22 protein-coding genes and 1 tRNA gene are annotated in these 24,539 nt (G+C 73.5%); 11 read left to right on the top strand and 12 right to left on the bottom strand.

Annotation, left to right across the window (positions count from 1 at the left end; genetic code table 11):
* The first annotated feature begins 11 nt into the window (after positions 1–11).
* The 5 genes from ACZ7RU_RS04830 (at position 12) to hisN (ending at position 4,751) form a co-directional block, all read left to right on the top strand.
* Positions 12–737, top strand: coding sequence for a M50 family metallopeptidase (locus tag ACZ7RU_RS04830; RefSeq protein ID WP_470339512.1), 726 nt, complete (start codon positions 12–14; stop codon positions 735–737).
* A 234-nt stretch (positions 738–971) separates the two neighbouring features.
* Positions 972–2,330 carry a 3-phosphoshikimate 1-carboxyvinyltransferase gene (aroA, locus tag ACZ7RU_RS04825; RefSeq protein WP_470339511.1) on the top strand — a complete coding sequence of 453 codons (1,359 nt, stop codon included), beginning with the start codon at positions 972–974 and terminating at the stop codon, positions 2,328–2,330.
* Between the two features lie 15 nt (positions 2,331–2,345).
* Positions 2,346–3,398 carry a ribosome small subunit-dependent GTPase A gene (gene rsgA, locus ACZ7RU_RS04820; RefSeq protein WP_470339510.1) on the top strand — a complete coding sequence of 351 codons (1,053 nt, stop codon included), beginning with the start codon at positions 2,346–2,348 and terminating at the stop codon, positions 3,396–3,398.
* Positions 3,399–3,526: 128 nt separating this feature from the next.
* Positions 3,527–3,850 (top strand): DMT family transporter, encoded by a 324-nt coding sequence (locus ACZ7RU_RS04815; RefSeq protein ID WP_396303874.1) that lies wholly within the window; start codon positions 3,527–3,529, stop codon positions 3,848–3,850.
* A gap of 103 nt (positions 3,851–3,953) precedes the next feature.
* Entirely contained in the window at positions 3,954–4,751 is a 798-nt protein-coding gene (gene hisN, locus ACZ7RU_RS04810) for a histidinol-phosphatase (RefSeq protein WP_470339509.1), read from the top strand.
* 65 nt (positions 4,752–4,816) lie between these two features.
* Here the strand turns inward: hisN and ACZ7RU_RS04805 are convergent, their stop codons facing one another.
* Complete coding sequence (locus ACZ7RU_RS04805; protein ID WP_470339508.1) at positions 4,817–6,292, bottom strand: catalase; 1,476 nt, start codon at positions 6,290–6,292, stop codon at positions 4,817–4,819.
* A 104-nt stretch (positions 6,293–6,396) separates the two neighbouring features.
* Here ACZ7RU_RS04805 and ACZ7RU_RS04800 point away from each other — a divergent pair, with 104 nt between their 5' ends.
* On the top strand, positions 6,397–6,810 hold the full coding sequence (locus tag ACZ7RU_RS04800) for a Fur family transcriptional regulator (protein WP_470339507.1): 414 nt from the start codon (positions 6,397–6,399) through the stop codon (positions 6,808–6,810).
* Between the two features lie 8 nt (positions 6,811–6,818).
* Here ACZ7RU_RS04800 and ACZ7RU_RS04795 read toward each other — a convergent pair whose 3' ends face one another.
* The 3 genes from ACZ7RU_RS04795 to ACZ7RU_RS04785 form a co-directional block, all read right to left on the bottom strand.
* A complete protein-coding gene (locus tag ACZ7RU_RS04795) occupies positions 6,819–8,786 on the bottom strand; it encodes a tetratricopeptide repeat protein (protein ID WP_470339506.1) in 1,968 nt (655 codons plus the stop codon).
* Between the two features lie 392 nt (positions 8,787–9,178).
* Positions 9,179–9,252, bottom strand: a tRNA-Met gene (locus ACZ7RU_RS04790).
* A 63-nt stretch (positions 9,253–9,315) separates the two neighbouring features.
* The gene (locus ACZ7RU_RS04785) at positions 9,316–12,273 is read right to left on the bottom strand and encodes a UPF0182 family membrane protein (RefSeq protein ID WP_470339758.1); all 2,958 of its coding nucleotides are present in this window, start codon (positions 12,271–12,273) and stop codon (positions 9,316–9,318) included.
* A gap of 217 nt (positions 12,274–12,490) precedes the next feature.
* Here ACZ7RU_RS04785 and ACZ7RU_RS04780 point away from each other — a divergent pair, with 217 nt between their 5' ends.
* Positions 12,491–13,063 (top strand): PPA1309 family protein, encoded by a 573-nt coding sequence (locus tag ACZ7RU_RS04780; RefSeq protein ID WP_401110628.1) that lies wholly within the window; start codon positions 12,491–12,493, stop codon positions 13,061–13,063.
* 50 nt (positions 13,064–13,113) lie between these two features.
* Here the strand turns inward: ACZ7RU_RS04780 and ACZ7RU_RS04775 are convergent, their stop codons facing one another.
* The 4 genes from ACZ7RU_RS04775 to ACZ7RU_RS04760 form a co-directional block, all read right to left on the bottom strand.
* Positions 13,114–14,223, bottom strand: a complete 1,110-nt coding sequence (locus ACZ7RU_RS04775; protein ID WP_470339505.1) for a YlbL family protein — start codon at positions 14,221–14,223, stop codon at positions 13,114–13,116.
* A gap of 42 nt (positions 14,224–14,265) precedes the next feature.
* Positions 14,266–14,457 carry a hypothetical protein gene (locus tag ACZ7RU_RS04770; protein WP_387750031.1) on the bottom strand — a complete coding sequence of 64 codons (192 nt, stop codon included), beginning with the start codon at positions 14,455–14,457 and terminating at the stop codon, positions 14,266–14,268.
* A gap of 212 nt (positions 14,458–14,669) precedes the next feature.
* Positions 14,670–15,110, bottom strand: coding sequence for a molybdenum cofactor biosynthesis protein MoaE (locus tag ACZ7RU_RS04765; RefSeq protein ID WP_470339504.1), 441 nt, complete (start codon positions 15,108–15,110; stop codon positions 14,670–14,672).
* A 110-nt stretch (positions 15,111–15,220) separates the two neighbouring features.
* A complete protein-coding gene (locus ACZ7RU_RS04760; protein WP_470339503.1) occupies positions 15,221–16,369 on the bottom strand; it encodes an NAD-dependent epimerase/dehydratase family protein in 1,149 nt (382 codons plus the stop codon).
* A 199-nt stretch (positions 16,370–16,568) separates the two neighbouring features.
* Here ACZ7RU_RS04760 and ACZ7RU_RS04755 point away from each other — a divergent pair, with 199 nt between their 5' ends.
* Both ACZ7RU_RS04755 and ACZ7RU_RS04750 read left to right on the top strand, forming a co-directional pair.
* Positions 16,569–18,092 (top strand): zinc-dependent metalloprotease, encoded by a 1,524-nt coding sequence (locus ACZ7RU_RS04755; protein ID WP_470339502.1) that lies wholly within the window; start codon positions 16,569–16,571, stop codon positions 18,090–18,092.
* Complete coding sequence (locus ACZ7RU_RS04750) at positions 18,089–18,706, top strand: NUDIX hydrolase (protein WP_470339501.1); 618 nt, start codon at positions 18,089–18,091, stop codon at positions 18,704–18,706. Before ACZ7RU_RS04755 ends, ACZ7RU_RS04750 begins: the two co-directional genes overlap by 4 nt.
* A gap of 122 nt (positions 18,707–18,828) precedes the next feature.
* Here the strand turns inward: ACZ7RU_RS04750 and ACZ7RU_RS04745 are convergent, their stop codons facing one another.
* Positions 18,829–19,413, bottom strand: a complete 585-nt coding sequence (locus ACZ7RU_RS04745) for a M48 metallopeptidase family protein (protein WP_470339500.1) — start codon at positions 19,411–19,413, stop codon at positions 18,829–18,831.
* 408 nt (positions 19,414–19,821) lie between these two features.
* On the opposite strand from ACZ7RU_RS04745, the gene ACZ7RU_RS04740 reads away from it, so the two are divergent.
* Both ACZ7RU_RS04740 and ACZ7RU_RS04735 read left to right on the top strand, forming a co-directional pair.
* Entirely contained in the window at positions 19,822–20,910 is a 1,089-nt protein-coding gene (locus tag ACZ7RU_RS04740) for a ThiF family adenylyltransferase (RefSeq protein ID WP_470339499.1), read from the top strand.
* Positions 20,911–21,528: 618 nt separating this feature from the next.
* Entirely contained in the window at positions 21,529–22,989 is a 1,461-nt protein-coding gene (locus ACZ7RU_RS04735) for an ABC1 kinase family protein (protein WP_470339498.1), read from the top strand.
* A gap of 122 nt (positions 22,990–23,111) precedes the next feature.
* On the opposite strand, the gene ACZ7RU_RS04730 is transcribed toward ACZ7RU_RS04735, so the two are convergent.
* The 3 genes from ACZ7RU_RS04730 to ACZ7RU_RS04720 all read right to left on the bottom strand — a co-directional run bounded on the left by ACZ7RU_RS04730 (position 23,112) and on the right by ACZ7RU_RS04720 (position 24,504).
* Entirely contained in the window at positions 23,112–23,510 is a 399-nt protein-coding gene (locus ACZ7RU_RS04730; RefSeq protein ID WP_470339497.1) for a hypothetical protein, read from the bottom strand.
* Positions 23,507–23,875, bottom strand: a complete 369-nt coding sequence (locus tag ACZ7RU_RS04725; protein WP_374120130.1) for a WhiB family transcriptional regulator — start codon at positions 23,873–23,875, stop codon at positions 23,507–23,509. The genes ACZ7RU_RS04730 and ACZ7RU_RS04725 overlap by 4 nt, the downstream gene beginning before the upstream one ends.
* Positions 23,876–24,045: 170 nt before the next feature.
* Entirely contained in the window at positions 24,046–24,504 is a 459-nt protein-coding gene (locus ACZ7RU_RS04720) for a hypothetical protein (RefSeq protein ID WP_470339496.1), read from the bottom strand.
* Between the last annotated feature and the right edge of the window lie 35 nt (positions 24,505–24,539).

Below are 24,539 nucleotides of genomic sequence, written 5' to 3'. Positions count from 1 at the left end.
GAGAGACACCGATGAACGCGAACCACCAGACCTTCGGCGACCTGTGGAACCAGGTGACCGGCACCCAGACCGCCCCACCCGGCTGGCTGGTCCTGGCCACCGGCGCCGCCGCCCTGCTCACCGTCCTGGCCCGCCCGCTCTGGCACGTCGCCCGCAACGCCGTGACCATCGCCCACGAGGGCGGCCACGGCCTGATCGCCCTGGCCACCGGCCGCAAGCTGGCCGGCATCCGGCTGCACTCGGACACCTCGGGGCTCACCCTCTCCTACGGCCGCCCCACCGGCCCCGGCATGGTCCTCACCGCCGCCGCCGGGTACACCGCCCCCGCCCTGCTCGGCCTCGGCTGCGCCGCCCTGCTCGCCGCCGACCGGATCACCCTGCTGCTCTGGCTGGCGATCGTGCTGCTGCTCGCCCTGCTGCTGCGCATCCGCAACGCCTTCGGCTTCCTCACCGTGCTGGTCGCCGGCGGCGCCTTCTTCCTGGTCTCCTGGTTCGGCAGCGCCGAGGTCCAGGCGGGTTTCGCCTACCTCGGCTGCTGGTTCCTGCTCCTCGGCGCCGTCCGCCCCGTCCTGGAGCTCCAGCACCAGCGCCGGATCGGCTGGGCCCGCGACTCCGACGCCGACCAGCTCGCCCGCCTCACCCACGTCCCCGCCCTCGCCTGGGTCACCGTCTTCCTGCTCGTCGCCCTCGCCTGCCTCGCCCTCGGCGCCGCCTGGCTGCTCCAGCCGCTCTCCTAGCCCGCCCCGCCGCAGGAGTGCCCGGAGGCGAGCGGGCGAGTCCCCGCCCCGAGCCGCGACCGGAGGCGGGCTGGCGAGTCCCCGCCCCGAGCCGAAGGGCGCGCCGGTGCCGAAAGGGAGAAGCGACCAGCGAGGCACGAGCGCCGGAGCGCCGACCGTCGGCACCGGGCCGGAGCGCCCGGAGGCGAGCGGGCGAGTCACGTTCCGTTCCCGTACGGCCCCTAGACTTGCCCCATGACCGAGACCCTGTGGCCCGCCCCCGTCGCGACCAGCCCCGTCGACGCCACCGTCACCATCCCCGGCTCCAAGTCGGTCACCAACCGGGCCCTGGTGCTGGCGGCACTCGCCGACGGGCCGGGCTGGGTGCGCCGCCCGCTGCGCAGCCGCGACTCCCAGCTGATGGCCGACGGCCTGCGCGCCCTCGGGGTCACCATCGAGGAGAAGGTCAACAACGACTCCGGCGGCACCGGCGGCGGCGAGGCCTGGCGGGTCATCCCCGCCCCCGCCCTGCTCGGCCCCGCCTCGGTCGACGTCGGCAACGCCGGCACCGTGATGCGCTTCCTGCCCCCGCTCGCTGTCCTCGCCGACGGCCCGGTGCACTTCGACGGCGACCCGCGCTGCTACGAGCGCCCCCAGCACGGCGTGATCGACGCCCTGCGCGCGCTCGGCGCCCGGATCGAGGACGGCGGCCGCGGCGCCTTCCCGCTCACCGTGCACGGCACCGGCTCGCTGGACGGCGGCCCGGTCGAGCTGGACGCCTCCTCCTCATCCCAGTTCGTCTCCGCCCTGCTGCTCTCCGGCGCCCGCTACCACCACGGCATCGAGGTCCGCCACGTCGGCGGCCCGGTCCCGTCGCTGCCGCACATCCGGATGACCGTGGAGATGCTGCGCCTCGCCGGCGCCCAGGTCGACGCCCCCGAGGACGGCGGCGAGAAGGACGTCTGGCGGGTCACCCCCGGCGCCCTGATCGGCCGCGACCTGGTGGTCGAGCCGGACCTCTCCAACGCCGCGCCGTTCTTCGCCGCCGCCCTGGTGACCGGCGGCCGGGTCACCGTGCGGGACTGGCCCCGGCACACCACCCAGCCCGGTGACCAGCTGCGCGAGATCTACACCCGGATGGGTGGCGCCTGCGAGTTCACCGACGAGGGCCTCCAGTTCACCGGCACCGGCCGGATCCACGGCATCGAGGCGGACCTGCACGACGTCGGCGAGCTCACCCCGGTGATCGCCGCCGTCGCCGCGCTCGCCGACTCCGAGTCCCACCTGTACGGCATCGCCCACCTGCGTCTGCACGAGACCGACCGGCTCGCCGCGCTCGCCAAGGAGATCAACGACCTGGGCGGCGACGTCACCGAGACCGAGGACGGCCTGCGGATCCGCCCGCGCCCGCTGCGGGGCGGCATCTTCCACACCTACGAGGACCACCGCCTCGCCACCGCCGCGGCCGTGCTCGGCCTCGCCGTGCCCGGCGTGGAGGTCGAGAACGTGGCCACCACCGCCAAAACCCTCCCGGACTTCCCCGGGATGTGGGCCGAGCTGCTCGGCGAAGCGCCGGAAGCGGCGGAAGCGGCGGAAGCGGCGGCGGACCTCTGAGCGGAGACTGAGCACATGCGCCGCTACGGCAAGGACGCCGACGAGGACGACATCCGCAACCGCCCGGCCCGCCGGGGCTCCCGGCCGCGGACCAGGATCCGGCCCAAGCACGACGACGCGGCCGAGGCGATGGTGCTGACCATCGACCGCGGCCGGATCACCTGCCTGGTCGACCCGGGGACGAAGCAGGAGCGCGAGGTCGTCGCCATGAAGGCCCGCGAGCTGGGCCGCAAGGGCGTCGTCGTCGGCGACGTGGTCAACCTGGTCGGCGACCTCTCCGGGGACGCCGACACCCTGGCCCGGATCGTCCGGGTCGAGGAGCGCAGCTCCGTGCTGCGGCGCACCGCGGACGACGACGACCCGTACGAGCGGATCGTGGTCGCCAACGCCGACCAGCTGGCCATCGTCACCGCCCTGGCCGACCCGGAACCGCGGCCCCGGCTGATCGACCGCTGCCTGGTGGCGGCCTACGACGCGGGCATGGAGCCGCTGCTGGTGCTCACCAAGTCGGACCTCGCCCCGGCCTCGACGCTGCTGGACTCCTACGCCTCACTGGGCGTCACCTACGTGGTCACCCGCCGCGACGAGCTGGAGACCACCGGCGCCGAGGCCGTCCGCGCGCACCTGCGGGGCCTGTCCACGGTGTTCATCGGCCACTCCGGTGTCGGCAAGACCACCCTGGTCAACGCGCTGGTCCCGGACCGCCAGCGGCAGACCGGGCGGGTCAACGCGGTCACCGGCCGCGGCCGGCACACCACCGTCTCCGCCCTGGCGCTGCGGCTGCCGCCGCCGCCCGGCGCCAAGCCGGGCTCGAAGAAGGCGCTGGATCCCGGCTGGGTGATCGACACCCCCGGCTTCCGGTCCTTCGGCCTCTCGCACATCGACCCGTCCCGGGTCATCCACGCCTTCCCCGACCTGGAGCCCGGTACCGTCGACTGCCCGCGCGCGTGCAGCCACGACGAGCCGGACTGCGCCCTGGACGCCTGGGTCGAGGACGGCCACGCCGATGCCGCCCGGCTCTACTCGCTGCGCCGTCTGCTGGCCAGCAAGGAGGGCGAGGCCGACTGAGCCCGCGGGCGCCGTGCCCCTCCTCGGGGTCGGTGGCCCGTTCGAGGTGTCGGAGCGGCCCCGCCTGGTGATCATAGGAAAGTCGGCCCGTCCTCGGCCCGACCGTCGATCGACAGGGAGGGCACGCGATGGCATGGGCCCTGGTGGTCCTGGCCGGCCTGCTGGAGACCGGCTTCGCGATCAACCTCAAGCTCAGCGAGGGCTTCACCAGGCTCTGGCCCACCATCAGCTTCTGCGTGTTCGCCCTCGGCAGCTTCGGCCTGCTCACCCTCTCCCTGAAGAGCCTGCCGGTCGGCCCCGCCTACGCGGTGTGGACGGGCATCGGCGCGGCCGGCACCGCGATCTACGGCATGGTCTTCCTCAACGAGACCAGCTCGGTGCTCAAGCTGGTCTCGATCTCGCTGGTGATCGCCGGCGTCATCGGCCTCCAGCTCAGCGGCACGGCGCACTGAGCGGCCGCACGCCCGCATCCGGCCCCGGCCCGATCCGTCCCGGTCGGTCCCGCTCCGCGAGCCCGGCTGTGCCGATCGGGGGAGGCTCGCTAGGGTTTCCGGCATGGCCGACTACCACGACGACCTCCGACTCGCCCATGTCCTCGCCGACTCGGCCGACTCGGTCACCCTGGAGCGCTTCCGCGCCCTCGACCTGAAGATCGAGACCAAGCCCGACCTCACCCCGGTGAGCGACGCCGACAAGGCCGCCGAGGAGCTGGTGCGCAGCGTGCTGCAGCGCGCCCGCCCGCGCGACGCCGTCCTCGGCGAGGAGTTCGGTCTCCAGGGGTCGGGCCCGCGCCGCTGGGTGATCGACCCGATCGACGGCACCAAGAACTACATCCGCGGCGTCCCGGTCTGGGCCACCCTGATCGCCCTGCTGGAGGACGGCCCGGACGGCGTCGAGCGCCCGGTGGTCGGGATCGTGTCCGCCCCGGCGCTGCAACGCCGCTGGTGGGCCGCCAAGGGCCTGGGCGCGTTCGGCGGCCGCAGCCTGGCCAAGGCCTCCCGGCTGCACGTCTCCGGCGTCTCCCGGATCGAGGACGCGTCCTTCTCGTACTCCTCGCTCAGCGGCTGGGAGGAGCGCGGGCGCCTCGACCCGTTCCTGGACCTCACCCGCGCCTGCTGGCGCACCCGCGCCTACGGCGACTTCTGGTCCTACATGATGGTCGCCGAGGGCGCCGTCGACATCGCCGCCGAGCCGGAGCTGTCGCTGTGGGACATGGCGGCCAACTGCGTCATCGTGGAGGAGGCCGGCGGCCGCTTCACCGGCCTGGACGGCGTCCCCGGCCCGGGTGGCGCCGACGCCGTCGCCTCCAACGGCCTGCTGCACGAGGAGGCCCTGCGCCGACTCTCGGTCTGAGGCGTGGCGCGGCCCCCGTGACCGGTGGGAACCGGTCACGGGGGCCGCCGCTCTCCGGCCCGGTGCTACCGCTTGCGCAGCTCCCGGACCGCCGCGTCCAGCCGCTGCCCGAAGTCGGCGTCGGCCTTGCGGAAGTTGTCGACCGCCCGCTCCACGATGTCCTCGCGGTCGGCGGAGACCTTGGCGATGAAGCCGGCCAGGTTGGCGACCAGGCGCTGCTTCTCCTCCTCGGTGAACAGCCGGTACAGGTCGCCGGCCTGCACGAAGTCGTCGTCCTCGGCGTGCGAGGGCGTGACGTGGTTGCCGGTGAGGCCGTCGACGGCGGTCGCGGCCCACAGCGGACGGCCGGTCTGCACCGGGCCGCCGAAGCTGTTCGGCTCGTAGTTCTTCTGCCGGCCGTGGCGGCCGTCGTACAGGGCGCCGTCCCGGCCGTTGGTGCGGGCCTCGGTGGCGTGCGGGCGGTTCACCGGCAGGTGGTCGGCGTTGATGCCGACCCGGTAGCGGTGGGCGTCGGCGTACGCGAACAGGCGGCCCTGGAGCATCTTGTCCGGGGACGGGCCGATGCCGGGCACGAAGTGCGCCGGGGAGAAGACCGACTGCTCGACCTCGGCGAAGACGTTGTCGGGGTTGCGGTTGAGCTCCAGCTTCCCGATCTCGATCGGCGGGTAGTCGGCGTGCGGCCAGACCTTGGTCAGGTCGAAGGGGTTGAAGCGGTAGTTCGCCGCGTCGGCCGCCGGCATGATCTGGACCTGCACCGTCCAGCTGGGGAACTCGCCGCGCTCGATCGACTCGCGCAGGTCGCGCTGGTGGCTGTCCGGGTCCTCGCCGGCGAGGGCGTTGGCCTCGGCCTGGGTGAGGTTGCGGATGCCCTGGTCGGTCTTGAAGTGGTACTTGACCCAGAAGTGCTCGCCGGCCTCGTTCTGCCACTGGTAGGTGTGCGAGCCGTAGCCGTTCATGTGCCGGTACGAGGCCGGGATGCCGCGGTCGCCGAACAGCCAGGTCACCTGGTGGGTGGCCTCGGGCGACAGGCCCCAGAAGTCCCAGACGTTGTCCGCCTCCTGGGAGCCGGTGTACGGGTCCCGCTTCTGGGTGTGGATGAAGTCGGGGAACTTGATGGCGTCCCTGATGAAGAACACCGGGGTGTTGTTGCCGACGAGGTCGTAGTTGCCCTCCTCGGTGTAGAACTTCAGCGCGAAGCCGCGCGGGTCGCGCACCGCGTCGGCCGCGCCGAGGTTGCCCGCCACGGTGGAGAAGCGCAGGAAGACCTCGGTCTGCTTGCCGACCCCGGACAGGAACGCCGCCCGGGTCCAGGGCGTCACGTCAGCGGTCACGGTGAAGGTGCCGTACGCGCCGGCCCCGCGGGCGTGCACCACGCGCTCCGGAATGCGCTCGCGGTTGAAGTGCGCGAGCTTCTCGAACAGCAGCTGGTCCTGTATGAGCGCGGGGCCCCCGACGCCTGCCGTCTCGGTGTTCTGGTTGTCGGCGACGGGGGCACCCGCCTCCGTGGTCAGGGTCGGGCGCAGCTCGGCCTGGGTCGTCATGGGAGTGCCTCCGCGGTATCCGGTCTCGATGACACGATCCTAACTTGGACTTTGTCCAAGTCAATACTGGAACCAGTATCGGAGCCTGACCTACTCTGGATGGCATGAGCGACCTGCTGGAGAGACTGCGCGCAAGAGGCTGGCGACTGACCTCGCAACGCCGGGTCGTCGCCGAGGTCCTGGCCGGCGACCACGTCCACCTCACCGCGGACGAGGTACACGCCCGGGCGACGGCCCGACTGCCCGAGATCAGCCGCGCCACCGTCTACAACACGCTCGGCGAACTCGTCGGCCTCGGCGAGGTCCTGGAGGTCACCACCGACGGCCGCGCCAAGCGCTACGACCCCAACGCCCACCGCGCCCACCAGCACCTGATCTGCTCGGGCTGCGGCGCGATCCGCGACGTCCACCCGCACGGCGACCCGCTCGCCGACCTCCCCGCCGCCGAACGCTTCGGCTTCACGGTCACCGCCGCCGAGGTCACCTACCGCGGCCTATGCCCGAACTGCCGCCCCTGACCGAGGAGTCACGCGCTCAGCTCGGCGTTCAGCGCGCCCAGCAGACGCCCGGCCCGCTCGGCCACCTCGGCCGGCCCGGAGTCGATCGCCCGCCGGCACCAGTTCTCCGCGTGCACCGGCTCCCCGCGGCGCAGCGCCAGCAGCGCCAGGCGCAGCGCCGCCCGGCCGTGCCCGGCGTCTGCGGCCCGGGTGTACCAGAGCATCGCCTCGGCCTCGCTGTCCTGCCGGGCCAGCAGCAGCCCCAGGTTGAACGCCGCGCTGCGGCTGCCCGCCTCCGCGGCCCGCCGGTACCAGCTCTCGGCGATCTCCAGCGCCCCCCGCTCGGCCGCCCGCACGCCCATCCGCACCTGCGCCCGGCGGTGCCCGGCGTCCGCCGCCACCGCGTACCAGTGCTCGGCCTCGGCATCCGCGTCCCCGCGCCGGTCCAGCAGCGAGGCCAGCCGGAACGCGCCCTCGGCCGAACCGCCGGCCGCCGCCTGCCGGTAGCGCTCCAGCGCCCCGGCCAGGTTGCCGCGCTGCTCCTGGACGACCGCGAGCTGCAGGGCCGCCTCGCCGTGCCCCTCGGCCGCGGCCCGCGCGTACCACTCGTGGGCCTGCCGCTGCTCGCCGCGCCCGGCGTGCAGCACGCCGAGGTTGAACGCGCCGTCCACGCTGCCGGCCTCGGCCGCCTTGGAGAACCAGGGCTGGGCGCCGGACTCGTCGCCGCGCTGCAACAGCACCACGGCCAGCGCGTTGCAGGCCTCCCGGTGCCCGGCGTACGCGGCCCGCCGGTACCACTGCTCGGCCTGCTGCTCCCGGCCGGTGCCGGCGCAGAGCAGACCGAGGTTGAAGGCGCCGTTCTGGTCGCCCGCGTCCAGCGCCACGCGGTACCAGCGCTCGGCCGCGGCGGCCTCGCCCCGGCTCGCGTGCAGCGCGCCCAGCGCGTTGGCGGCGTTGCCGTCCCCGGCCTCGGCGGCCTCCTGCCACCACTCGGCGGCGGCCGCCTGGTCCCCGGAGTCGCGCAGCAGGAAGCCCAGCGCGCAGGCCGCGCGCGGCTCCCCGTTCTGCGCGGCCTGCCGGTACCAGCGGGCCGCCTCCTCCAGCAGCGACCGGTCGGCGCGGGCGCGCTCCTCCAGCAGCACGCCCAGCCGCAGCGCGGCGCGGGCGTGACTGCGGGCGGCGGCCGTGCGGTACCAGGTCTCGGCGGTCTCCTTGTCCCCGGCGGCCTCGCGCATCCGGGCCAGCCGGTAGGAGGCCTCCCGGTGCCCGGCGTCGGCGGACACCTTGAACCAGCGCTCGGCGCGCACGTCCCGCCGGTGCTCCATCAGGTCGCCCAGGGCGTACGCGCCCAGCGGGTGGCCGTGGTCGGCGGCGAAGTGCAGCCAGTACTCGGCGGCCTCCTCCTCGCCCTGGTCGCGCAGTTGCAGCCCGAGCGCGTGCGCGGCCGGCGCGCTGCCCGCCACGGCCGCCTGGCGCCACCACTGGCCGGCCTCGGCCCGGTGGCCCTGCTGGTGCAGCAGCACGCCGAGGTTGTTCGCGGCGGCGCGCACCCCGGCGGCCGCGGCGGCGCGCAGGTAGGGCTCCGCGTCCTCCAGTTCGCCGCGGCGCAGCAGCAGGGTGCCGAGCCGGCCGGCGGCCTCCGGGTCGCCGTCGTCGGCGGCCTGCCGGTGGCGGGCCTCCAGGGCGGCGGACTCGCGGGCGGCGAGGGCGGTCTCGAAGCTCGTCGAGTCGAGGCCGGCCGGGTCGAGCGCGGCACCGGCGGCCTGCTCCCCGCCGGGCTGCTCCCCGTACGCGCCGACGGCGGCGGCGAACTGACCGGTCGACACGTGGACCAGGCTGTCGGGCCCGTAGCCCGCGGTCGGGGGGCGTTCGGACAGTCCACTGGTGCGCTGGGCGGGCAGGGCTCCGGGGCGGCTGGCGGTGCTCTCCGCCCAGGCGTCGGTGTCCGCCTCGGCGGCCGCCGAGGACCTGGCGCCTGACTTGCCGATCAGCCTCATGCCGACTCCCGCTCCCCCAGAGTGTCGCGGCATCGTGCCCCGGCCCGCGACCGGGGGGACTCCCAGGAGAGGCGCCGGACCCGACGGCCGGTCAGCGGCCGTGCACCGTCCCCCATGTGTCCCATCGTCGCATCACCCAGTACCCGCGTACACCTGCCCCGGCCGAATTCCGGCGGGGCCGACCCGAAGCCGACGAAATTGCTTCGGCGCTTTGTCGATTTCCCGACACTTCAACCTCACAAACCCCGCTGCCGTCCTCCTTGGCGACGGTCGATAGTACCGGAGCGGTTCCCGCCGCTTCGGGACGAGAACGCCGCGGGACGGCGGGCGAACGGAACGGCGGGGAAACACCAGAGGCCCGGAGGAAGGATCCTCCGGGCCTCTGGCCTTTGTAGCGGGGACAGGATTTGAACCTGCGACCTCTGGGTTATGAGCCCAGCGAGCTACCGAGCTGCTCCACCCCGCGTCGGTAGTTGAACCTTAGCACGGACGCGGGGTGGAACGGAAAACGGTTGCCGCAGCTCAGCGGCTACGGCTGCGGGCTGGGCGCTCCGCCGCCCGTGGCACCCGGGGCGGGGGTACCGGACGGGGCGGGCGCCGGGCTGCCGCCGCGGGCCGCCTCGGCGGCCTTCAGGGCGTCGCCGAGCGCCTTCTGGGCGTTGCCGTAGGCCACCCAGTCGCCGTTCTTGAACGCGGTCTGGCTGTCGCTGTACGCCTTCTCCGCGTCCGAGAGCGCCTTCTGGAGCTCCGGCGAGATCGTCCCGCCCGGCGCCGGCGTGGCGGGCGCGGTCGGGGTGGTCGGAGTCGTCCCGGTGCCCGGAGTGGACGGCACGGTCGGGGTGGTCGACGGGGCCGCCCCGCCGAACACCTTCTTCAGCGCGGCCTCCAGGGTGTCCTCGAACGCCACGTTGTCGTCCCCGTACACCGCCAGGACCTTCTGCATCGTCGGGTACTTGGCCCCGCGTCCGCGCACGTACACCGGCTCGATGTTGAGCAGCCCGCCGCCGACCGGCAGGGTCAGCAGGTTGCCGTACTCCAGCTCCGCGTCACCGCCGCTCTTCAGCGCGAAGATCTGGTTGGCCACCTCCTGGCGGGAGTTGAACTTCGACTGCACCAGGCCGGGGCCGGGGGCGCCGCTCTCGCCGGTCATCTTCAGGACGCGGATCTTCCCGTAGTCGTCGCCCGGGTCCGCGTTGACGGCCATGAAGGCCGCCAGGTTGGGCCGCTGGTTGGGCACGAAGGTGCTGGTGAGCGAGAAGCTCGCGGTGTCGGTGTCCGGCATCCGCACCGTCACGTAGTACGGCGGCTGGACCTGCTTGGTGTCGCTGGTCGGGTCCACCGGGACCTGCCAGATGTCACTGCCGTTGAAGAAGGAGTTGGCGTCGGTCACGTGGTACTGGCCGAGCAGGTCGCGCTGCACCTTGAACATGTCCTGCGGGTAGCGCAGGTGCGGCAGCAGAGTCTGCGGGATGTCCGCCTTCGGCTCGACGGTGCCCGGGAAGGCCTTCATCCAGGTCTTCAGGACCGGGTCCTTCTCGTCCCACTGGTAGAGCTTCACCTCGCCGGTGAAGGCGTCCACCGTGGCCTTGACCGAGTTGCGGATGTAGTTGACCTGGTTGGCGACGGTCAGCAGCTCACCGCGCTGGTTGGTCAGCGAGTCCTTGGTGGCGGCGCCCAGCGTCGTCTTCGAGGAGAACGGGAAGCCGTCCGAGGTGGTGTAGCCGTCCAGCACCCACACCACCCGGCCGTCCTGCACCACCGGGTACGGGTCGGCGTCGATCGACAGCCACGGGGCGACCTTCTCCACCCGCTCCTTCGGCGTCCGGTTGTAGATCACCTTGGCGCCGTCGGTGATCGCCCCCGCGTAGAGGATCTGCGGCTCGGCGAAGCGCACCGCGTACGCGGCCCGGGTCAGCGGGTTGTCCAGCGAGACCCCGCTGCCGCCGGAGTAGGTGTACTCGGCGTTCTGGCCAGTCTTGGGATCGGTGTAGTCGATCTCCTTGTTCGCGCCGCCGACGATCGAGTACGTGGTGGTCTTCTCGCCGTAGTAGATCCGCTGCTGGTAGTCGCCCAGCGTGCCGGTGGCCGGCAGGCCCGACTCGGTGAACACCGGCTGGCCCTTGTCGTCGACCTGGTTGCCCTTGGCGGCCACCGCGCCGTAGCCGTGGGTGTACTTGAAGTGGTCGTTGATCCAGTTGCGCTGCACGCCGTTCAGGTCGAGCTCGCGCAGGCCGATCACGCTGTCCTGCTTGCCCTGCCCGGTGCCGTAGCGGTCCACGTCCAGCGTGTTCGGGAAGGCGTAGTAGTTGCGCTGCTGCTCCAGCGACTGGAACGCCGGCGAGACCACGTTCGGGTCCAGCAGCCGGATGTCCGCGACGGTCTGCGCGTCCGGCTTGAGCGCCTCGGCGTTGGTGGTGCCCTGCGGGGTGTACTGGGTGGTCTGCGCGTCCGCGATCCCGTACGCCTGGCGGGTGGCGTCGATGTTCTTCTGGATGTACGGCGTCTCCTTGGCCTGCTCGTTCGGCTTGACCTGGAACTGCTGCACGATCGCCGGGTACAGCCCGCCGATCAGCACCGCCGACAGCACCATCAGCCCCAGGCCGATCAGGGCCGGGGCCCAGGTGCGGCGGATCGGGGTCAGGAAGAACAGCACCGCGCAGATGATCGCGACGAAGAACAGGATGGTCTTGGCCGGCAGGAACGCGTTGGCGTCCACGTAGCGCAGGCCGGTCCAGCCGGAGACGCCCTTGTAGGCACCGGTCTTCACCGCCAGCGCGTACCGGTCCAGCCAGTACGCGACGGCCTTCAGCAGCACGAACACGCCCAGCAGCACCGCCAGGTGCCCCTGCGCGCCCGCGCTCGCCCGGCGCCCCGGGCCCTGGAGCCGCAGCCCGCCGTACAGGTAGTGCACCAGCGCCGAGGTCAGCAGCGAGACGATCACCGCGCTGAACGCGAAGCCCAGCACGAACTCGTAGAACGGCAGGTCGAAGGCGTAGAACGAGACGTCCATGCCGAACTGGGAGTCCTTCTCACCGAAGGAGGTCGAGTTCGTCCACATCAGCCAGGTCCGCCACTGCCCGGAGGCCGCGGCCCCGGCCACCAGGCCGATCACCAGCGAGATCCCGATCAGCGCCCAGCGCTTGAACGGCGCCAGCCCGGCCCGGTAGCGGTCGAGGCTCTGCTGCTCCACCGACATCGCCGACAGCGGCGGCCGCAGCCGGTGCGCCAACCAGATGTTGAAGCCGACGATCACCGCCATCAGCACGCCGAACACCGCGAACAGGCCGACCTTCGTCCACAGCTGGGTGGTGAAGACCGAGGAGAAGTGGACCGACCTGAACCACAGCCAGTCCGTCCAGAAGCCCGCGAACATGACGAACAGCAGGAAGAGCACCGCGAGCACGCCCAGGGTCAGCAGGGCCACCCGCGCCCGCCGGGAGGGCGGGCCTACCCTGCGCCGGAAACCCGGCCCTGAGCGTTCGGGCATCTGGAAGACCACGGTGGCACCTCGGCTGTGTCGTCTGAATGGGTCCGGTCGTCAGAGAAACTTAACCAGGCTTTGGCCGAGTTCCCACCGTTAGCAGACGGTTACGACATCCGCCCGCGGCCGGCCGCCTCCCCGCCGTCCTCCCGACCGCCCTCCCCGCCGCCCTCCGGCGCACCGTCCGGCGAGCGCCGCCCGCCCGGCGTGTGAGGATTGAGGCATGTCCGACGCGTCTGATCTGAACAACTCCCCCGACGACGTCTCCAAGCTCCCGGCCGCCACCCCGCTGACCCGGGCCGCGCTGGAGATCGACGAGTACGCCGCCACCCTCGGCTGGGACCTCCCCGCCCGGCTGTTCGCCCTGGTGGACAGCGCCGCCCTGCGCAAGGCCAACCCGAAGATCGCCAAGCAGCTCGGCCTCGCCGAGGGCGACCAGGCCGGGCTGACCCCGATCGAGCAGGACGAGCTGCCGGCCGGCATGGAGCTCGACAAGTTCCTCGGCACCATCGCCTGGCCCGACTCCGTGGCCGGCTGCGCCCTGGTCGTCGAGCGCCTGATGCTGCCGCCGGGCGCCGAGCAGTCCCGCCCGCGCGGTGCCAGCGACGCCCAGCTCGCCGAGTGGGTGGCCAACCACCCCAAGCGCGAGGAGGTGCGGATCACCGCCGCGGTGCTCCGCGACGGCAAGAAGGAGATCGCCCTGCGGCTGCGTTCCAAGGACGTCGCCCGCGAGGTGCTGACCGGCCCCGACCTGGTGCCCGGCCTGACCGACGCGCTGCTGGCGACCTTCGCCTGACGCCTCCCCCGGCCACCGTCCCTGGTGGCCGCTCTGCGGCTACTCGGCCGCTACTCGGCCGCGCAGGACGGCAGCGCGGAGGTCTGCCCGGAGCGGACCTGCTCCAGTGACTTCAGCGCGCCGTCCAGCGTGTCCGTCTTGATCAGGGTCAGCCCGGACGGGACGTTCTTGCCCGCCTCGGCGCAGTTCGAGGACGGGGTGAAGAAGTACTCGGCGCCGGCGTCCCGGGCGGCGATCAGCTTCATCGAGATGCCGCCGATCGGGCCGACCTTGCCGTCGTCGTCGATGGTCCCGGTGCCGGCCACGAACCTGCCGCCGGTGAGGTCGCCGCCCGGGGTGAGCTTGTCGATGATCCCGAGCGAGAACATCAGGCCGGCGCTCGGGCCGCCGACGTCCTGCAGGCCGATGTCGATCTGGAACGGGTAGGTGTGCCGGATCCCGGTGCCGATGCCCACCACGGCGAGCTCGGCCCGCTCGGCCGGGGCCTTCGGGTCGAGGTCCTTGGCCCGGACGGTCGGGACGGTGACGTCGGTCTTCCCGCCCGCCGCGGCGGCGCCGTTCGCGTCCTTGACCCGCGGCACGACGGTGAAGACCGCCGACTCGCCCGGCTTGTGCTTGGTGACGGCCGCGACGACCTGGTCGACCGAGCCGGCCGGCACGCCGTCCACGGCCACGATCTGGTCGCCCGCGTGCAGCCGGCCCTCGGCCGGGGCGCCCGCGGTGACCGACTTCACGATCAGCTCGCTGCCGACCGGGATGCCCAGCTGCTTGAGCGCCGCGGTGCGGGCGCTGTCCTCGGAGGAGGCGAACTCCTCGGCGTTCTGCTTCTTGGCCTCCGCGTCCGACTGCCCCTTGGGGTAGACGTTGTCGTGCGGCACCACCAGCACGTCGTCCCGCAGCCAGCCGACCACCGCGTTGACCAGGCTGGGCTCGTACTTGGCCCCGGTGACCTGGACGGTGGTCATGTTGAGGTGACCGCTCGTCGGGTACGACTCGTGCCCGCTGATGCTGATCACCGGCTTGCCGCCCTGGCTGCCGAGCGTGTTGTACGTCGGCCCCGGGCTCATCTCCGTGTACGGCACCTTCATCAGCACCGAGACGCAGAGCAGCGCTATGAGCAGCAGGGTGGCAGCGAGCATCGTCGCGGAGCGGCGTGGCATGCCTCGACAGTACGGGACGCGCCCGAAAGGACGCCCGCCGGGCTACCTGCCGGAGCCCTCACCGGGGGCGGCGGTGCCCGCGGTGGTGCGCTCCATGGCGGCCATGAAGCGCCGGTGCTCGGCGAGTGAGGCCGGATCCCCGGTCGCCCGCGGCTCCCGCTGGGCCCACACCGCCCAGAGGCCGGCGGCGATGCCGGCGACACCCGGAATGATCAGCCAGGCGAGCGCACCCATACCAGTACTCCCAGCTCGTCGTGTCTATGAGCAGATTAACCACTCCGGCGGACAACGCGGCCGGCGCCGTCCGGGTTACGGGACGGCCGATCGGCTCACTTCCAGGGAGTATTCGGAGCGCCGCCGCGGACCCGTTGGAGTGAGAGCCCGGCGCGCCTGACCCGACGGACGCGCGAGTCGTGCCTCTCGGTTCCGGCGCACCGCGACCGTTCTCAGCAGCCGCCGGCCCCGACCCACTCCTCCTCGCCGTCGGCGAAGACCTGGTGCTTCCAGATCGGCACCTCGTGCTTGAGGTCGTCGATCAGCCGGCGGGCGGCCGCGAAGGACTCGCCGCGGTGGGCGCAGGAGACGGCGACGATCACGGCCTTGTCGGTGATCCCCAGCCGGCCCACCCGGTGGACCGCGGCGAGCGCCCGGACCGGGAAGTCCGCGACCACCTTCTCGGCGATCCGGCGCATCTCCCGCTCGGCGGTGGGGTGGCAGCTGTACTCCAGCACGGAGACCGACCTGCCGCCGTCGTGGTCCCGGACCGTCCCGACGAAGACGGTGGTGCCGCCGGCCGCGTCGTCGCCGACCGCCTCGTACACCTCGTCCAGCGAGAGCGGCGTGTCGCGGACGGCCAGCAGCCGGATGGGGTCGTGGTTCTCGGACATGACCCCATGATTGCCCATCCGGGACGGTCCGGGGCAAGAGTCTTCCGCATCACGACGAGGGGATTTCGCATCGTGAGAAGCGCCGCCTGCCGACCGACTCCCTCGGCCGGTCAGAACCGCCGCCGCTTGCGGGCCCGGCGCACCAGCGCCGCCGTACCGACCAGCGCCACCGTCGCCCCGGCCGCCCCCAGGCTGGTCGCCGCCTCCTTGCCGCCCAGCCGGCGCCCGGCCACCGCGTGCTTGCCGGACACCTGCTCCAGCAGCTCGGCCAGCACCTGCTCGTTGGTGTGCGCCGGACGCCAGCCCGCCTCGTGCAGCCGGCTGCCGGACACCACCCACGGGTACATCGTGTACGCGAGGTCCCCGGCCGGGGCCGGGGTCAGGCCCAGCCGGTGCAGCCGCGCCGCCGTGCCGAGCGCCAGCGAGGCCGGCAGCTCCATCCGCCGGATTCCGGACAGCCGCTCGACGTCCTCCTGCTCCAGCCAGCCGTCGCAGCCGACCGTCACCTCGCCCTCGACCAGGCCCAGCGCCGCGTACTCCAGCGCCGCCGCCAGGTCGTCCACGTGGCAGAACTGCCAGCACGGCCGGGAACCGGCCACCACCAGCAGCCGGGGCGCCTCGAAGTGCCGGGTCAGCACGGTGTCCACGCCGGGGCCCACCACCACGGCCGGGCGCAGCACCGTCACCTGGAGGCCCGGGTGGGCACGCGGCGCCCGGCGGGCCAGCCGCTCGATCTCCAGCAGGTCCCCGACCAGCGAGGCCTCCTCGGTGGCCCGCAGCTCGGAGTCCTCCGCCAGCGGCACCTCGTTGTCGGCCAGCGCGCCGTAGACCATCGCCGAGGTGCACAGCACCACCCGGTGCACCCCGGCGGCCGCGGCCGCGGTCAGCACCGTCTGGGCGCCGCGCACGTTGTAGGCGCTGCGGGCCCGGGCGTCGGACTCCATGCCGAAGTCCATCGCCAGGTGCACCACCACGTCGACCCCGGCCAGCCGCTCGGCCACCGCCGGGTCGCGCACGTCGAGCACCCGCCACTGGACGCCCGGCACCTCGCCGCGCCGGTCGTCCACCGCGAGGACCTTCCGTACGTGCGGGGACGCCACCAGCCGGGCGGCCACCCGCTCGCCGAGGACACCCGCGGCGCCGGTGACCGCCACGGTCAGCGGCCGTCCGCCGTAGGCTGGAGGCGGCGACGCCGTGGTGTCCGACGCCTCCTCTCCTCCGGTCAGCCCAGAGCGAACGTCCGAGGGCGGGGAACTCACCGGCCATCCTCCACGGTTAGCTTTATGTGCGTACGGACGTGTGTCACGTACGCCCATCCTGCCCGAGGCGAAGGCCCGGCGGTGCACCCGGCGCGGGCCTGCCGCGCGGGAGCCGTCCCCGAGTCCCCCACTCCGCCGCCGCCCCGGGCGCAGACTTTCCCGCCACACCCGCATGACGGCCGACCGGATCGAGGACCCCGTGAGCGACCTTCCCTTCGGATTCGGCGTTCCTCCCGAGGAGCCCGAGGACGGCAAGGCCAAGCCCGACGACGCGCAGAAGAAGAAGGACCAGGAGCAGTCCGGCGACGGTCCCCAGCCGTTCGGCTTCGGCGGCGGCAACCCCTTCGGCGCGATGTTCGGCATGCCCGGCGCCCCGGGCGGCCCCGGCGGCGCAGGGGCCGACAACCCCTTCGCCGCGATGTTCGGCGGCATGAACCCGGGCGACCTCGGCGCCGCCTTCCAGCAGCTCGGCCAGATGCTCTCGTTCGAGGGCGGCCCGGTGAACTGGGACCTCGCCACCAACATCGCCCGCCAGACCGTGGTCGCCGAGCCCGCCGAGGGCAAGAGCAAGGACCGCTCGGTCAGTGCGGCCGAGCGGTCCGCCGTCGTCGAGGCCGTCCGCCTGGCCGACCTGTGGCTCGACGGCTCCACCGAGTTCCCCTCCGGCGCCGGCACCGCCGTCGCCTGGAGCCGCGCCGAGTGGATCGAGGCCACCCTCCCGGTCTGGAAGGACCTGGTGGACCCGGTCGCCGAGCGGGTCGGCAACGCCATGGGCGGCGTCCTGCCCGAGGAGATGCAGGCCATGGCCGGCCCGCTGATGGGCGTGATGCGCTCGATGGGCGGCGCCATGTTCGGCACCCAGATCGGCCAGGCGCTCGGCGCGCTCGCCGGCGAGGTGGTCGGCTCCGCCGACGTCGGCCTGCCGCTCGCCCCGGCCGGCAAGGCCGCGCTGCTGCCGCAGAACGTCGCCGAGTTCGGCGAGGGCCTGAGCGTGCCCGCCGACGAGGTCCGCCTCTACCTCGCCCTGCGCGAGGCCGCCCACCAGCGGCTCTTCGCCCACGTGCCGTGGCTGCGGGCCCACCTGCTGGGCGCCGTCGAGGCCTACGCCCGCGGCATCAAGGTCGACACCTCCCGGATGGAGGAGCTGGCCGGCCAGCTCGACCCGACCAACCCCGAGGCCCTCCAGGAGGCGCTGGCCGGCGGCCTGCTCCAGCCCGAGGACACCCCCGAGCAGAAGGCCGCGCTCGCCCGCCTGGAGACCGCCCTCGCACTGGTCGAGGGCTGGGTCGACGCCGTCGTGCACGCCGCCGCCGCCCCGCACCTGCCGCAGGCCGGCGCGCTGCGCGAGACCGTCCGCCGCCGCCGCGCGGCCGGCGGGCCCGCCGAGCAGACCTTCGCCACCCTCGTCGGCCTGGAACTGCGCCCGCGCCGGCTGCGCGACGCCTCCCGGCTCTGGGCGCTGCTCGCCGACGCCCGCGGCATCGAGGGCCGCGACGCGCTCTGGGAGCACCCGGACATGCTGCCCACCGCCGCCGACCTGGACGACCCGGACGCCTTCGTGCACCGGGGCTCCGCCGACGACCTGGAGGGCGGCATCGACTTCGACGCCTTCGACAAGCTGCTCGGCGAGGCCGCGGCCGGCAAGCCCGACCTCACCAAGAAGGACGAGCGGCCGAAGGACGACGAGGACGGCACCGACGGAAAGGGCGAGCCCACCGCATGACGGCCACCGAGACGTCCGCCACCGGGGCCCCCGGCGCCGCGACCCCCGCCACCGGCCTGCACGCGGACGCCGTCCGCACGCTGACCGGGTGGCGGCCCGCCGACCAGGACCAGGAGCGGCTGCGGCTCGACTACCTGGAGCACCTCGCCGCGCAGCCGGAGGGCCTCTACCGCTCCTGCCTGCCCGCGCACATCACGGCGAGCGCGGCGGTCGTCGACGCGGCCGCCGGGCGGGTGCTGCTCACCCTGCACCCCAAGGTCGGCATGTGGCTCCAGATGGGCGGGCACTGCGAGCCCGGCGACCGTGACCTCGCCTCGGCCGCGCTGCGCGAGGCCGTCGAGGAGTCCGGCATCCCCGACCTGGTGCTGCTGGAGAGCGGCGGCGCCCCGGCGCCGGTCAAGCTGGACCGGCACCTCGTCCGCTGCACCGGCAAGGACCGGCCGGAGAACACCCACCTGGACGTCCAGTACATCGCGCTGGCCCCGGCCGGCGCGCAGGCGCTGATCAGCGAGGAGTCGCTGGACCTGCGCTGGTTCGACTACGACCGGCTGCCGGAGCTCACCGACCACTCGGTGCGCGACCTGGTGGCCCGGGCGCGGCAGCTGACCAGCTGAGGCGGGACACCGGAAGGGGGCGCGGACCGACAGGGTCCGCGCCCCCTTCCGTCGTTCCCCCGATCGAACCGGCCGGCCTCGGCGGGCTCACCCCGCACCGTCCCGGCCCTGAAGCCGCGGCCTCAGCCGCAGGAGGCCGCCGGATCCGGCCCGGTCGGACTCGGGGCGGCGTTCCGCGCGCCGGGGATGTGCGGCAGCCGGGCGGCGGAGACCACGCCCTCCAGGTAGCCGCGGGCCCGCTCCGTCCGCGGGTAGGCCTCCAGCAGGGCCCAGAACGCCGGACCGTGGTCCGGCACCAGCAGGTGCGCCAGTTCGTGCAGCAGCACGTAGTCCAGCACGTACTCCGGCATGCCCTGGAGGCGGTGGGAGAGGCGGATCGTGCCCTCGCTGGGGGTGCAGGAGCCCCAGCGGGAATTCTGGTTGGTGACCCAGCGGACCTGGCTGGGCCGGGCACGGTCGCCCAGGTAGGCGGCCGACAGGTCGCGGGCCCGGGCCATCAGGGCCTCGTCGCCGGGGATCCGCCGGGACTCCTGGGCGGCGAGCTTCTCCAGCATCTGCGCGACCCAGCGCTGCTCCTCGGCGTGCGACATCCGGGCCGGGATCAGCACGACGGTGCGGTCGCCCTCGCGGTAGGCGGAGACGGTACGGCTGCGGCGGGCGCTGCGCCGCACCTCGACCCGGCCGCGGTCGTGCGCCTCGGAGGGCACGGCACCGGTGGGCGGCTGCTGCGGCGGGGCCTGCCTCGGCTGCTGCCGCTGGTCCGGGCGCCCGCGCGTGTTCGGCGCCGCGACCTGTGACCCTGACGCTGCACGGGCACGCCGACGCGACGCCGGTGGATGGGAGTCCCGCTCGGCTGCCATGGCACACGACGTTACCCGGTACCACGGACAGAAGTCCGCTGCCATGGCCGGAATCTTTCATGGAGTGATCGGGAACGAAAAGTCGACGGCGGGTGTCCGGAAACCGACGCCGGGGAGGATGGCCGGTTATCCACAGGGCGTGCGAACGGATGGCCTGACCATATGCACGGCCCTGTGGATAACTTTTCGCACGACACCCCCGCGATGGGGCAAGCTGCGGTCAGCCGTCCGGAAACGATCGGAAGGGAGATCGTCGTGCGCCTCGCCCTCAAGCCCGCGCTGTCCCGCAGCTGGCGGGACTCGGAAACCCTGCAGTTCGGCACCGTCACCCGGTTCGCCGCGGTGCTCGGCAACGCCGACAAGACCCTCTGCGACTTCCTCGCGCTGCTCGACGGGACGCGCGACCGACCGGAGCTCCTGAAGGAGGGCGAACGCCTCGGGCTCGGCCGCGAACCGGCCGACGTCCTGCTCACCGGGCTGGAGGAGACCGGCCTGCTGGACGACGCGGAGGCCGGCGCCCGGGCACTGGCCCGCTTCCCCTCGCAGCAGCGGGCCGTCCTCGAACCGGACCTCGCCTCGCTCTCCCTGGTCCACTCCGGGCCGGGCGCCGCACCGGCGGTCCTGGGCCGCCGGGCCGACACCCGGATCGAGGTGCGCGGCGCGGGCCGGGTCGGCGCCGCCGTGGCGGCGGTGCTCGCCGCCGGCGGCGCCGGGACGGTCACGGTCGCGGACGGCGGCCGGGTGAGGCCCGGCGACTGCTCCCCCGCCGGGCTGTCGCCCGGGGACGTCGGACGGCTGCGCTCGACGGCGGCCCGGGAGGCGGTGCAGCGCGCCGCGGGCCGGCCTTCGGTGCCGGTGCCCCGGCGCCGGCCCGGGGATCCGCCACCGGACTTCGTGGTCCTCGCGCCCCGGGACGGCAGCGCCGCCTTCGCGGGCGGGACGTACGAGGCCCGGCTGCTACTGCGGGCCGGGGTCCCGCACCTCTACGTGGGCGTGGTCGAGGAGTTCGGCGTCATCGGGCCACTGGTGATCCCCGGGATGTCGGCCTGCGGGCACTGCCTGGTGCTGCGGCGGGAGGACGAGGACGCCGCCTGGCCGCGGGTCCTGGCCCAGCTGGCCCACGGAGGCGCCGGCCGGGCCCGTACCCCGGCGTGTGACACGGCGCTGGCGACGGCGGTCGCCGGCTTGGCGGCGCTGCACGTCCAGGTGTTCCTGGACGGCGGCCGGCCACCGAGCGTGGACGGCTGGTGCGAGGTCTCGGCCGGGGACGGCATGCCACGGCGCCTGCGGCTGCGCGGGCACCCGGACTGCGGCTGCCTGTGGCAGCCGCTGCCGCCGGCGTGAGGAGCGGGGAAGGAGGAGCACGAAGAGCAGGAGGAGCAGGACCGAACTGACGGGAGCAGGCCCGGCGGCTGCACGGCTCGGCAGCCACCGGCCTCCCACGGCACCGCGGGCACGTACCCGGCCAGACGAGCCGATGGCCAGGTGAGCCCGCGGTCCCGACCAACCCCGGACCGGGGTCGACGCCCCACGGGGCGGGCACGAGGCCTCCCACGGCCCGCGCCCTGCCCCGGGCAGGGCGCGGGCCGTACCGGGAACGGGGAAGCCACCACTCGGGGCACGAGGCGGGTGGGTGGGCAGGGCGGTGGGTGGGTGCGGTGGGTCGCGGGTGGTGGGTGGTGGGTGGCGAGGGTGGGTGGGGGGAGGGGGGAGGGGGCCCCGGGAAGCAAGCAACATCACAACTCACCTCTGCGCGGGAAGTCGGCCGAGCCGACTTCCCGCGCAGAACCACCAGAAACCCCCACCCGCCCCACCCCGACCAAGCCCCTCAACTCCCCGCAGAGGACGGCCACTCCCGCCCCGCCCCGCGGAATTCCGACGGGCACGTAGCGGGGAGCGGGCACAATGGCGTAGAGATGGTCGGCCGCCCGGAACCGGGGGGCCAGGGAATGGAGGCCCGGGGTGAGCGATCTTCCGCGCAAGGCAGTGACCCGCACGGCACGGCTCGCCGCCCTGCCGCTGGGGATAGCCGGCCGCGCCACGCTCGGCCTGGGCAGGCGGATCGGCGGGCGCTCCGCCGAGGTGGTCACCGCAGAGCTCCAACAGGCCACCGCCGACCAGCTGTTCAAGGTCCTCGGCGAACTCAAGGGCGGGGCGATGAAGTTCGGGCAGGTGCTGTCCGTCTTCGAGGCCGCGCTGCCCGAGGAGGTCGCCGGGCCGTACCGGGCGGCGCTCACCAAGCTCCAGGACGCCGCTCCCCCGATGCCCGCCGCCAAGGTGCACACCGCGCTCGCCCAGCGGCTCGGTGACGACTGGCGCGAGCTGTTCCGGGAGTTCGACGACCGGCCCGCGGCCGCCGCTTCGATCGGCCAGGTGCACAGGGCGGTCTGGCACGACGGCCGCACGGTCGCCGTCAAGGTGCAGTACCCGGGCGCGGGCGACGCGCTGCTCGCGGACCTCTCGCAGCTGAGCCGGGTGGCCTGGCTGCTGGGCCCGCTGATCCCCGGGCTGGACATCAAGCCGCTGATCGCCGAGCTGCGCGAGCGCGTCTCGGAGGAGCTGGACTACGAGCTGGAGGCGCAGGCCCAGCGCCGGCACGCCGAGGAGTTCCTGAACGACCCGGACATCGTGGTGCCGGGCGTGGTGGCCCAGGCGGACCAGGTGCTGGTCACCGAGTGGATGGCCGGCACCCCGCTGGCCGAGGTGATCGCGGGCGGCACCCAGGAGGAGCGGGACCGCGCCGGGCAATTGCTGGCCCGGTTCCTGTTCGCCGGTCCGTCCCGGACCGGTCTGCTGCACGCGGACCCGCACCCGGGCAACTTCCGGCTGCTGAAGGACGACGGCCCGGTGTCGGGTTGGCGGCTGGGCGTGCTGGACTTCGGCACCGTGGACCGGCTGCCCGGCGGGCTGCCGGCGCCGATCGGGGCGTCGCTTCGGATGGCGCTGGCCGGGGACGCGGCGGGGGTGCTCCGGATGCTGCGCGAGGAGGGCTTCGTGAAGCCCTCGGTCCGGCTGGACCCGGACGCGGTGCTGGACTACCTGCTGCCGATCATCGAGCCGGCCGCGGTGGAGAACTTCCACTTCACCCGGGCCTGGATGCGCGCCCAGGCGGCCCGGATCGCCGATCCGCGCTCGCCCGCCTACAACCTGGGCAAGCAGCTGAACCTGCCCCCGGCGTACCTGCTGATCCACCGGGTGACGCTGAGCACCATCGGGGTGCTCTGCCAGCTGGGAGCCAAGGCGCCGTTCCGCGCGGAGATGCTGGAGTGGCTGCCGGAGTTCGCCGACCACCGGCCGGCGAAGCCCACCGAATCCACCGAACCCACCGCGCCCACGAAGCCCACCGAGGCCGCACAGCCGACCCGGCCGGCCGGACCGGCCCGCGAGCGCTCCGGCGGGTCCGCCCGGGTCCGCAAGGACTGACCCCCGGCACCGCGCCAACGGCCGCAGGCCGCTCCCCGACGACGGGGAGCGGCCTGCGGCACGACGGGGGTGGACCGGAGTCCGGCGAGGGCCCTCGGAGGAGGGGCCCACGTAGCGGCGCGCTACATCAGCGCGACGGCGATCGCCTTGCGGGCCCGCATCGAGGCCCGCTCGGCCCGCTGCCGGAGCCTGCGGGCCCGAACGACCCGGGTGACGAGCCGTTGGTTCTCGGCCTCGTGCAGCCTGTCTTGCATATGGGCACGGGCCAGGGATTCGTGGAGGAGTTGCATCTCGAGGATCCTGTTCTGGGTCTGACGTTCGGTGGCCTGCTCGGCGCGGGCGGTGGGATCGACGGCGGCGGGGTTCATGTCGTGGTCCTGCTCGTGGTGCTTGCTCGGGAACGGGATGCGGGCTGCGGCGTCGGCCTTGGCGGCGGCGATCCGCACGGAACGGCGGAGGGCGCTGTCCAGCGGGGGCTGCTCTCCCCGGCGGACGGCCCTGGGCTCGTGGGCGGGGTTCACGCCATGACCTCGGTCTTGCGCGGACGGCCACGGGGACGCTTGCGGGCCACCACGACGCCCTGGACGAAGAGCTCGCCACCCCAGACGCCCCACGGCTCACGCCGCTCCAGGGCGCCGGCCAGGCAGGCGTCCTTCACCGGGCAGGTGCCACAGAGGGACTTCGCGTACTCGACGTCGGCCGGCGTCTCGGCGAAGAAGACCTCGGGGTCGAAGGCGCGGCAGGGGATGGGGAGACCGAGGGACTCGGCCTGCTCGATCGAGCTGAGCTGCATGGAAGGAACCTCCGGGGGGTCGGCCTGGTCGGCCTTGGTGATCTGGCTTGTCGGCGGTACGGACGGGGTGGGCGGTGTGATGACCGTGGACACTGTGGGCGTCTTCCTCGTCTTTTCTCAGTGGTTCCGGCCCAGGGGACTGGTGGTGCTGGGCCGGAGGCCCCGGAGGGCCTGGGTGGTCTTGCGTACCGGACAAAACAGAAGGGCCGCGGATCCCGGTGTGACGGGTTCCGCGGCCCTGGAGGTGCCGACCTGAGGCTGGCTCAGGTTCGTTCTCTCCAGGGTTCAGGGCCGCGGAAGGCCTGCATCCGGATGGCCATGGCGCCCGCGAAGGCGGCCTTGGCCTGGTTGATCTGCTGCTCGTTCTGCTTCTGGGCGTTTTCGGCACCGATGACCTGCGCATAGCCGCCATGCATGGCGGCGGCTACGGCCGCCTTCGGTGCCTGGGTCGGTCGCTCATCGCGCGGGGAGCACGACGTACCGACCGACGCCCAGTCACGGGACAGACCGGTCTCGACAAAGGTGCCGTCGACGCTCCTGCTGCCCGTGAAGCACAGATCAGTGTGTCCAAGACCACTGACAACGGGGGCGACGGAGACACCGGTGGTGTCGAGACCCAGACCGGTTCCACCGAGCTCGGCGAGCGCCCGCAGACGGGCGGCACGCAGGGAGGCAGCGACAACGGTCTGGCCAGTCATTTTGGTGATCATGTTGTTTCCCACTGTCTTCGCCTCCTCTCGGCGTCTCGCGGAGCCTG

This window comes from Kitasatospora sp. NPDC114501, assembly GCF_055633695.1.
The sequence above is the reverse complement of the archived record's forward strand: the minus strand, read 5'-3'. Positions and strand labels throughout refer to the sequence as shown.

Excerpts from the sequence above, each read along its gene's own strand:
- ACZ7RU_RS04800 (WP_470339507.1), top strand. The coding sequence starts at position 6,397 with ATGAGCGACCTGCTGGAGAGACTGCGCGCAAGAGGCTGGCGACTGACC.
- rsgA (WP_470339510.1), top strand. The coding sequence starts at position 2,346 with ATGCGCCGCTACGGCAAGGACGCCGACGAGGACGACATCCGCAACCGC.
- aroA (WP_470339511.1), top strand. The coding sequence starts at position 972 with ATGACCGAGACCCTGTGGCCCGCCCCCGTCGCGACCAGCCCCGTCGAC.
- ACZ7RU_RS04780 (WP_401110628.1), top strand. The coding sequence starts at position 12,491 with ATGTCCGACGCGTCTGATCTGAACAACTCCCCCGACGACGTCTCCAAG.
- ACZ7RU_RS04815 (WP_396303874.1), top strand. The coding sequence starts at position 3,527 with ATGGCATGGGCCCTGGTGGTCCTGGCCGGCCTGCTGGAGACCGGCTTC.
- ACZ7RU_RS04750 (WP_470339501.1), top strand. The coding sequence starts at position 18,089 with ATGACGGCCACCGAGACGTCCGCCACCGGGGCCCCCGGCGCCGCGACC.
- ACZ7RU_RS04830 (WP_470339512.1), top strand. The coding sequence starts at position 12 with ATGAACGCGAACCACCAGACCTTCGGCGACCTGTGGAACCAGGTGACC.
- ACZ7RU_RS04770 (WP_387750031.1), bottom strand. The coding sequence starts at position 14,457 with ATGGGTGCGCTCGCCTGGCTGATCATTCCGGGTGTCGCCGGCATCGCC.
- ACZ7RU_RS04795 (WP_470339506.1), bottom strand. The coding sequence starts at position 8,786 with ATGAGGCTGATCGGCAAGTCAGGCGCCAGGTCCTCGGCGGCCGCCGAG.
- ACZ7RU_RS04775 (WP_470339505.1), bottom strand. The coding sequence starts at position 14,223 with ATGCCACGCCGCTCCGCGACGATGCTCGCTGCCACCCTGCTGCTCATA.
- ACZ7RU_RS04805 (WP_470339508.1), bottom strand. The coding sequence starts at position 6,292 with ATGACGACCCAGGCCGAGCTGCGCCCGACCCTGACCACGGAGGCGGGT.
- ACZ7RU_RS04765 (WP_470339504.1), bottom strand. The coding sequence starts at position 15,110 with ATGTCCGAGAACCACGACCCCATCCGGCTGCTGGCCGTCCGCGACACG.
- hisN (WP_470339509.1), top strand. The coding sequence starts at position 3,954 with ATGGCCGACTACCACGACGACCTCCGACTCGCCCATGTCCTCGCCGAC.
- ACZ7RU_RS04785 (WP_470339758.1), bottom strand. The coding sequence starts at position 12,273 with ATGCCCGAACGCTCAGGGCCGGGTTTCCGGCGCAGGGTAGGCCCGCCC.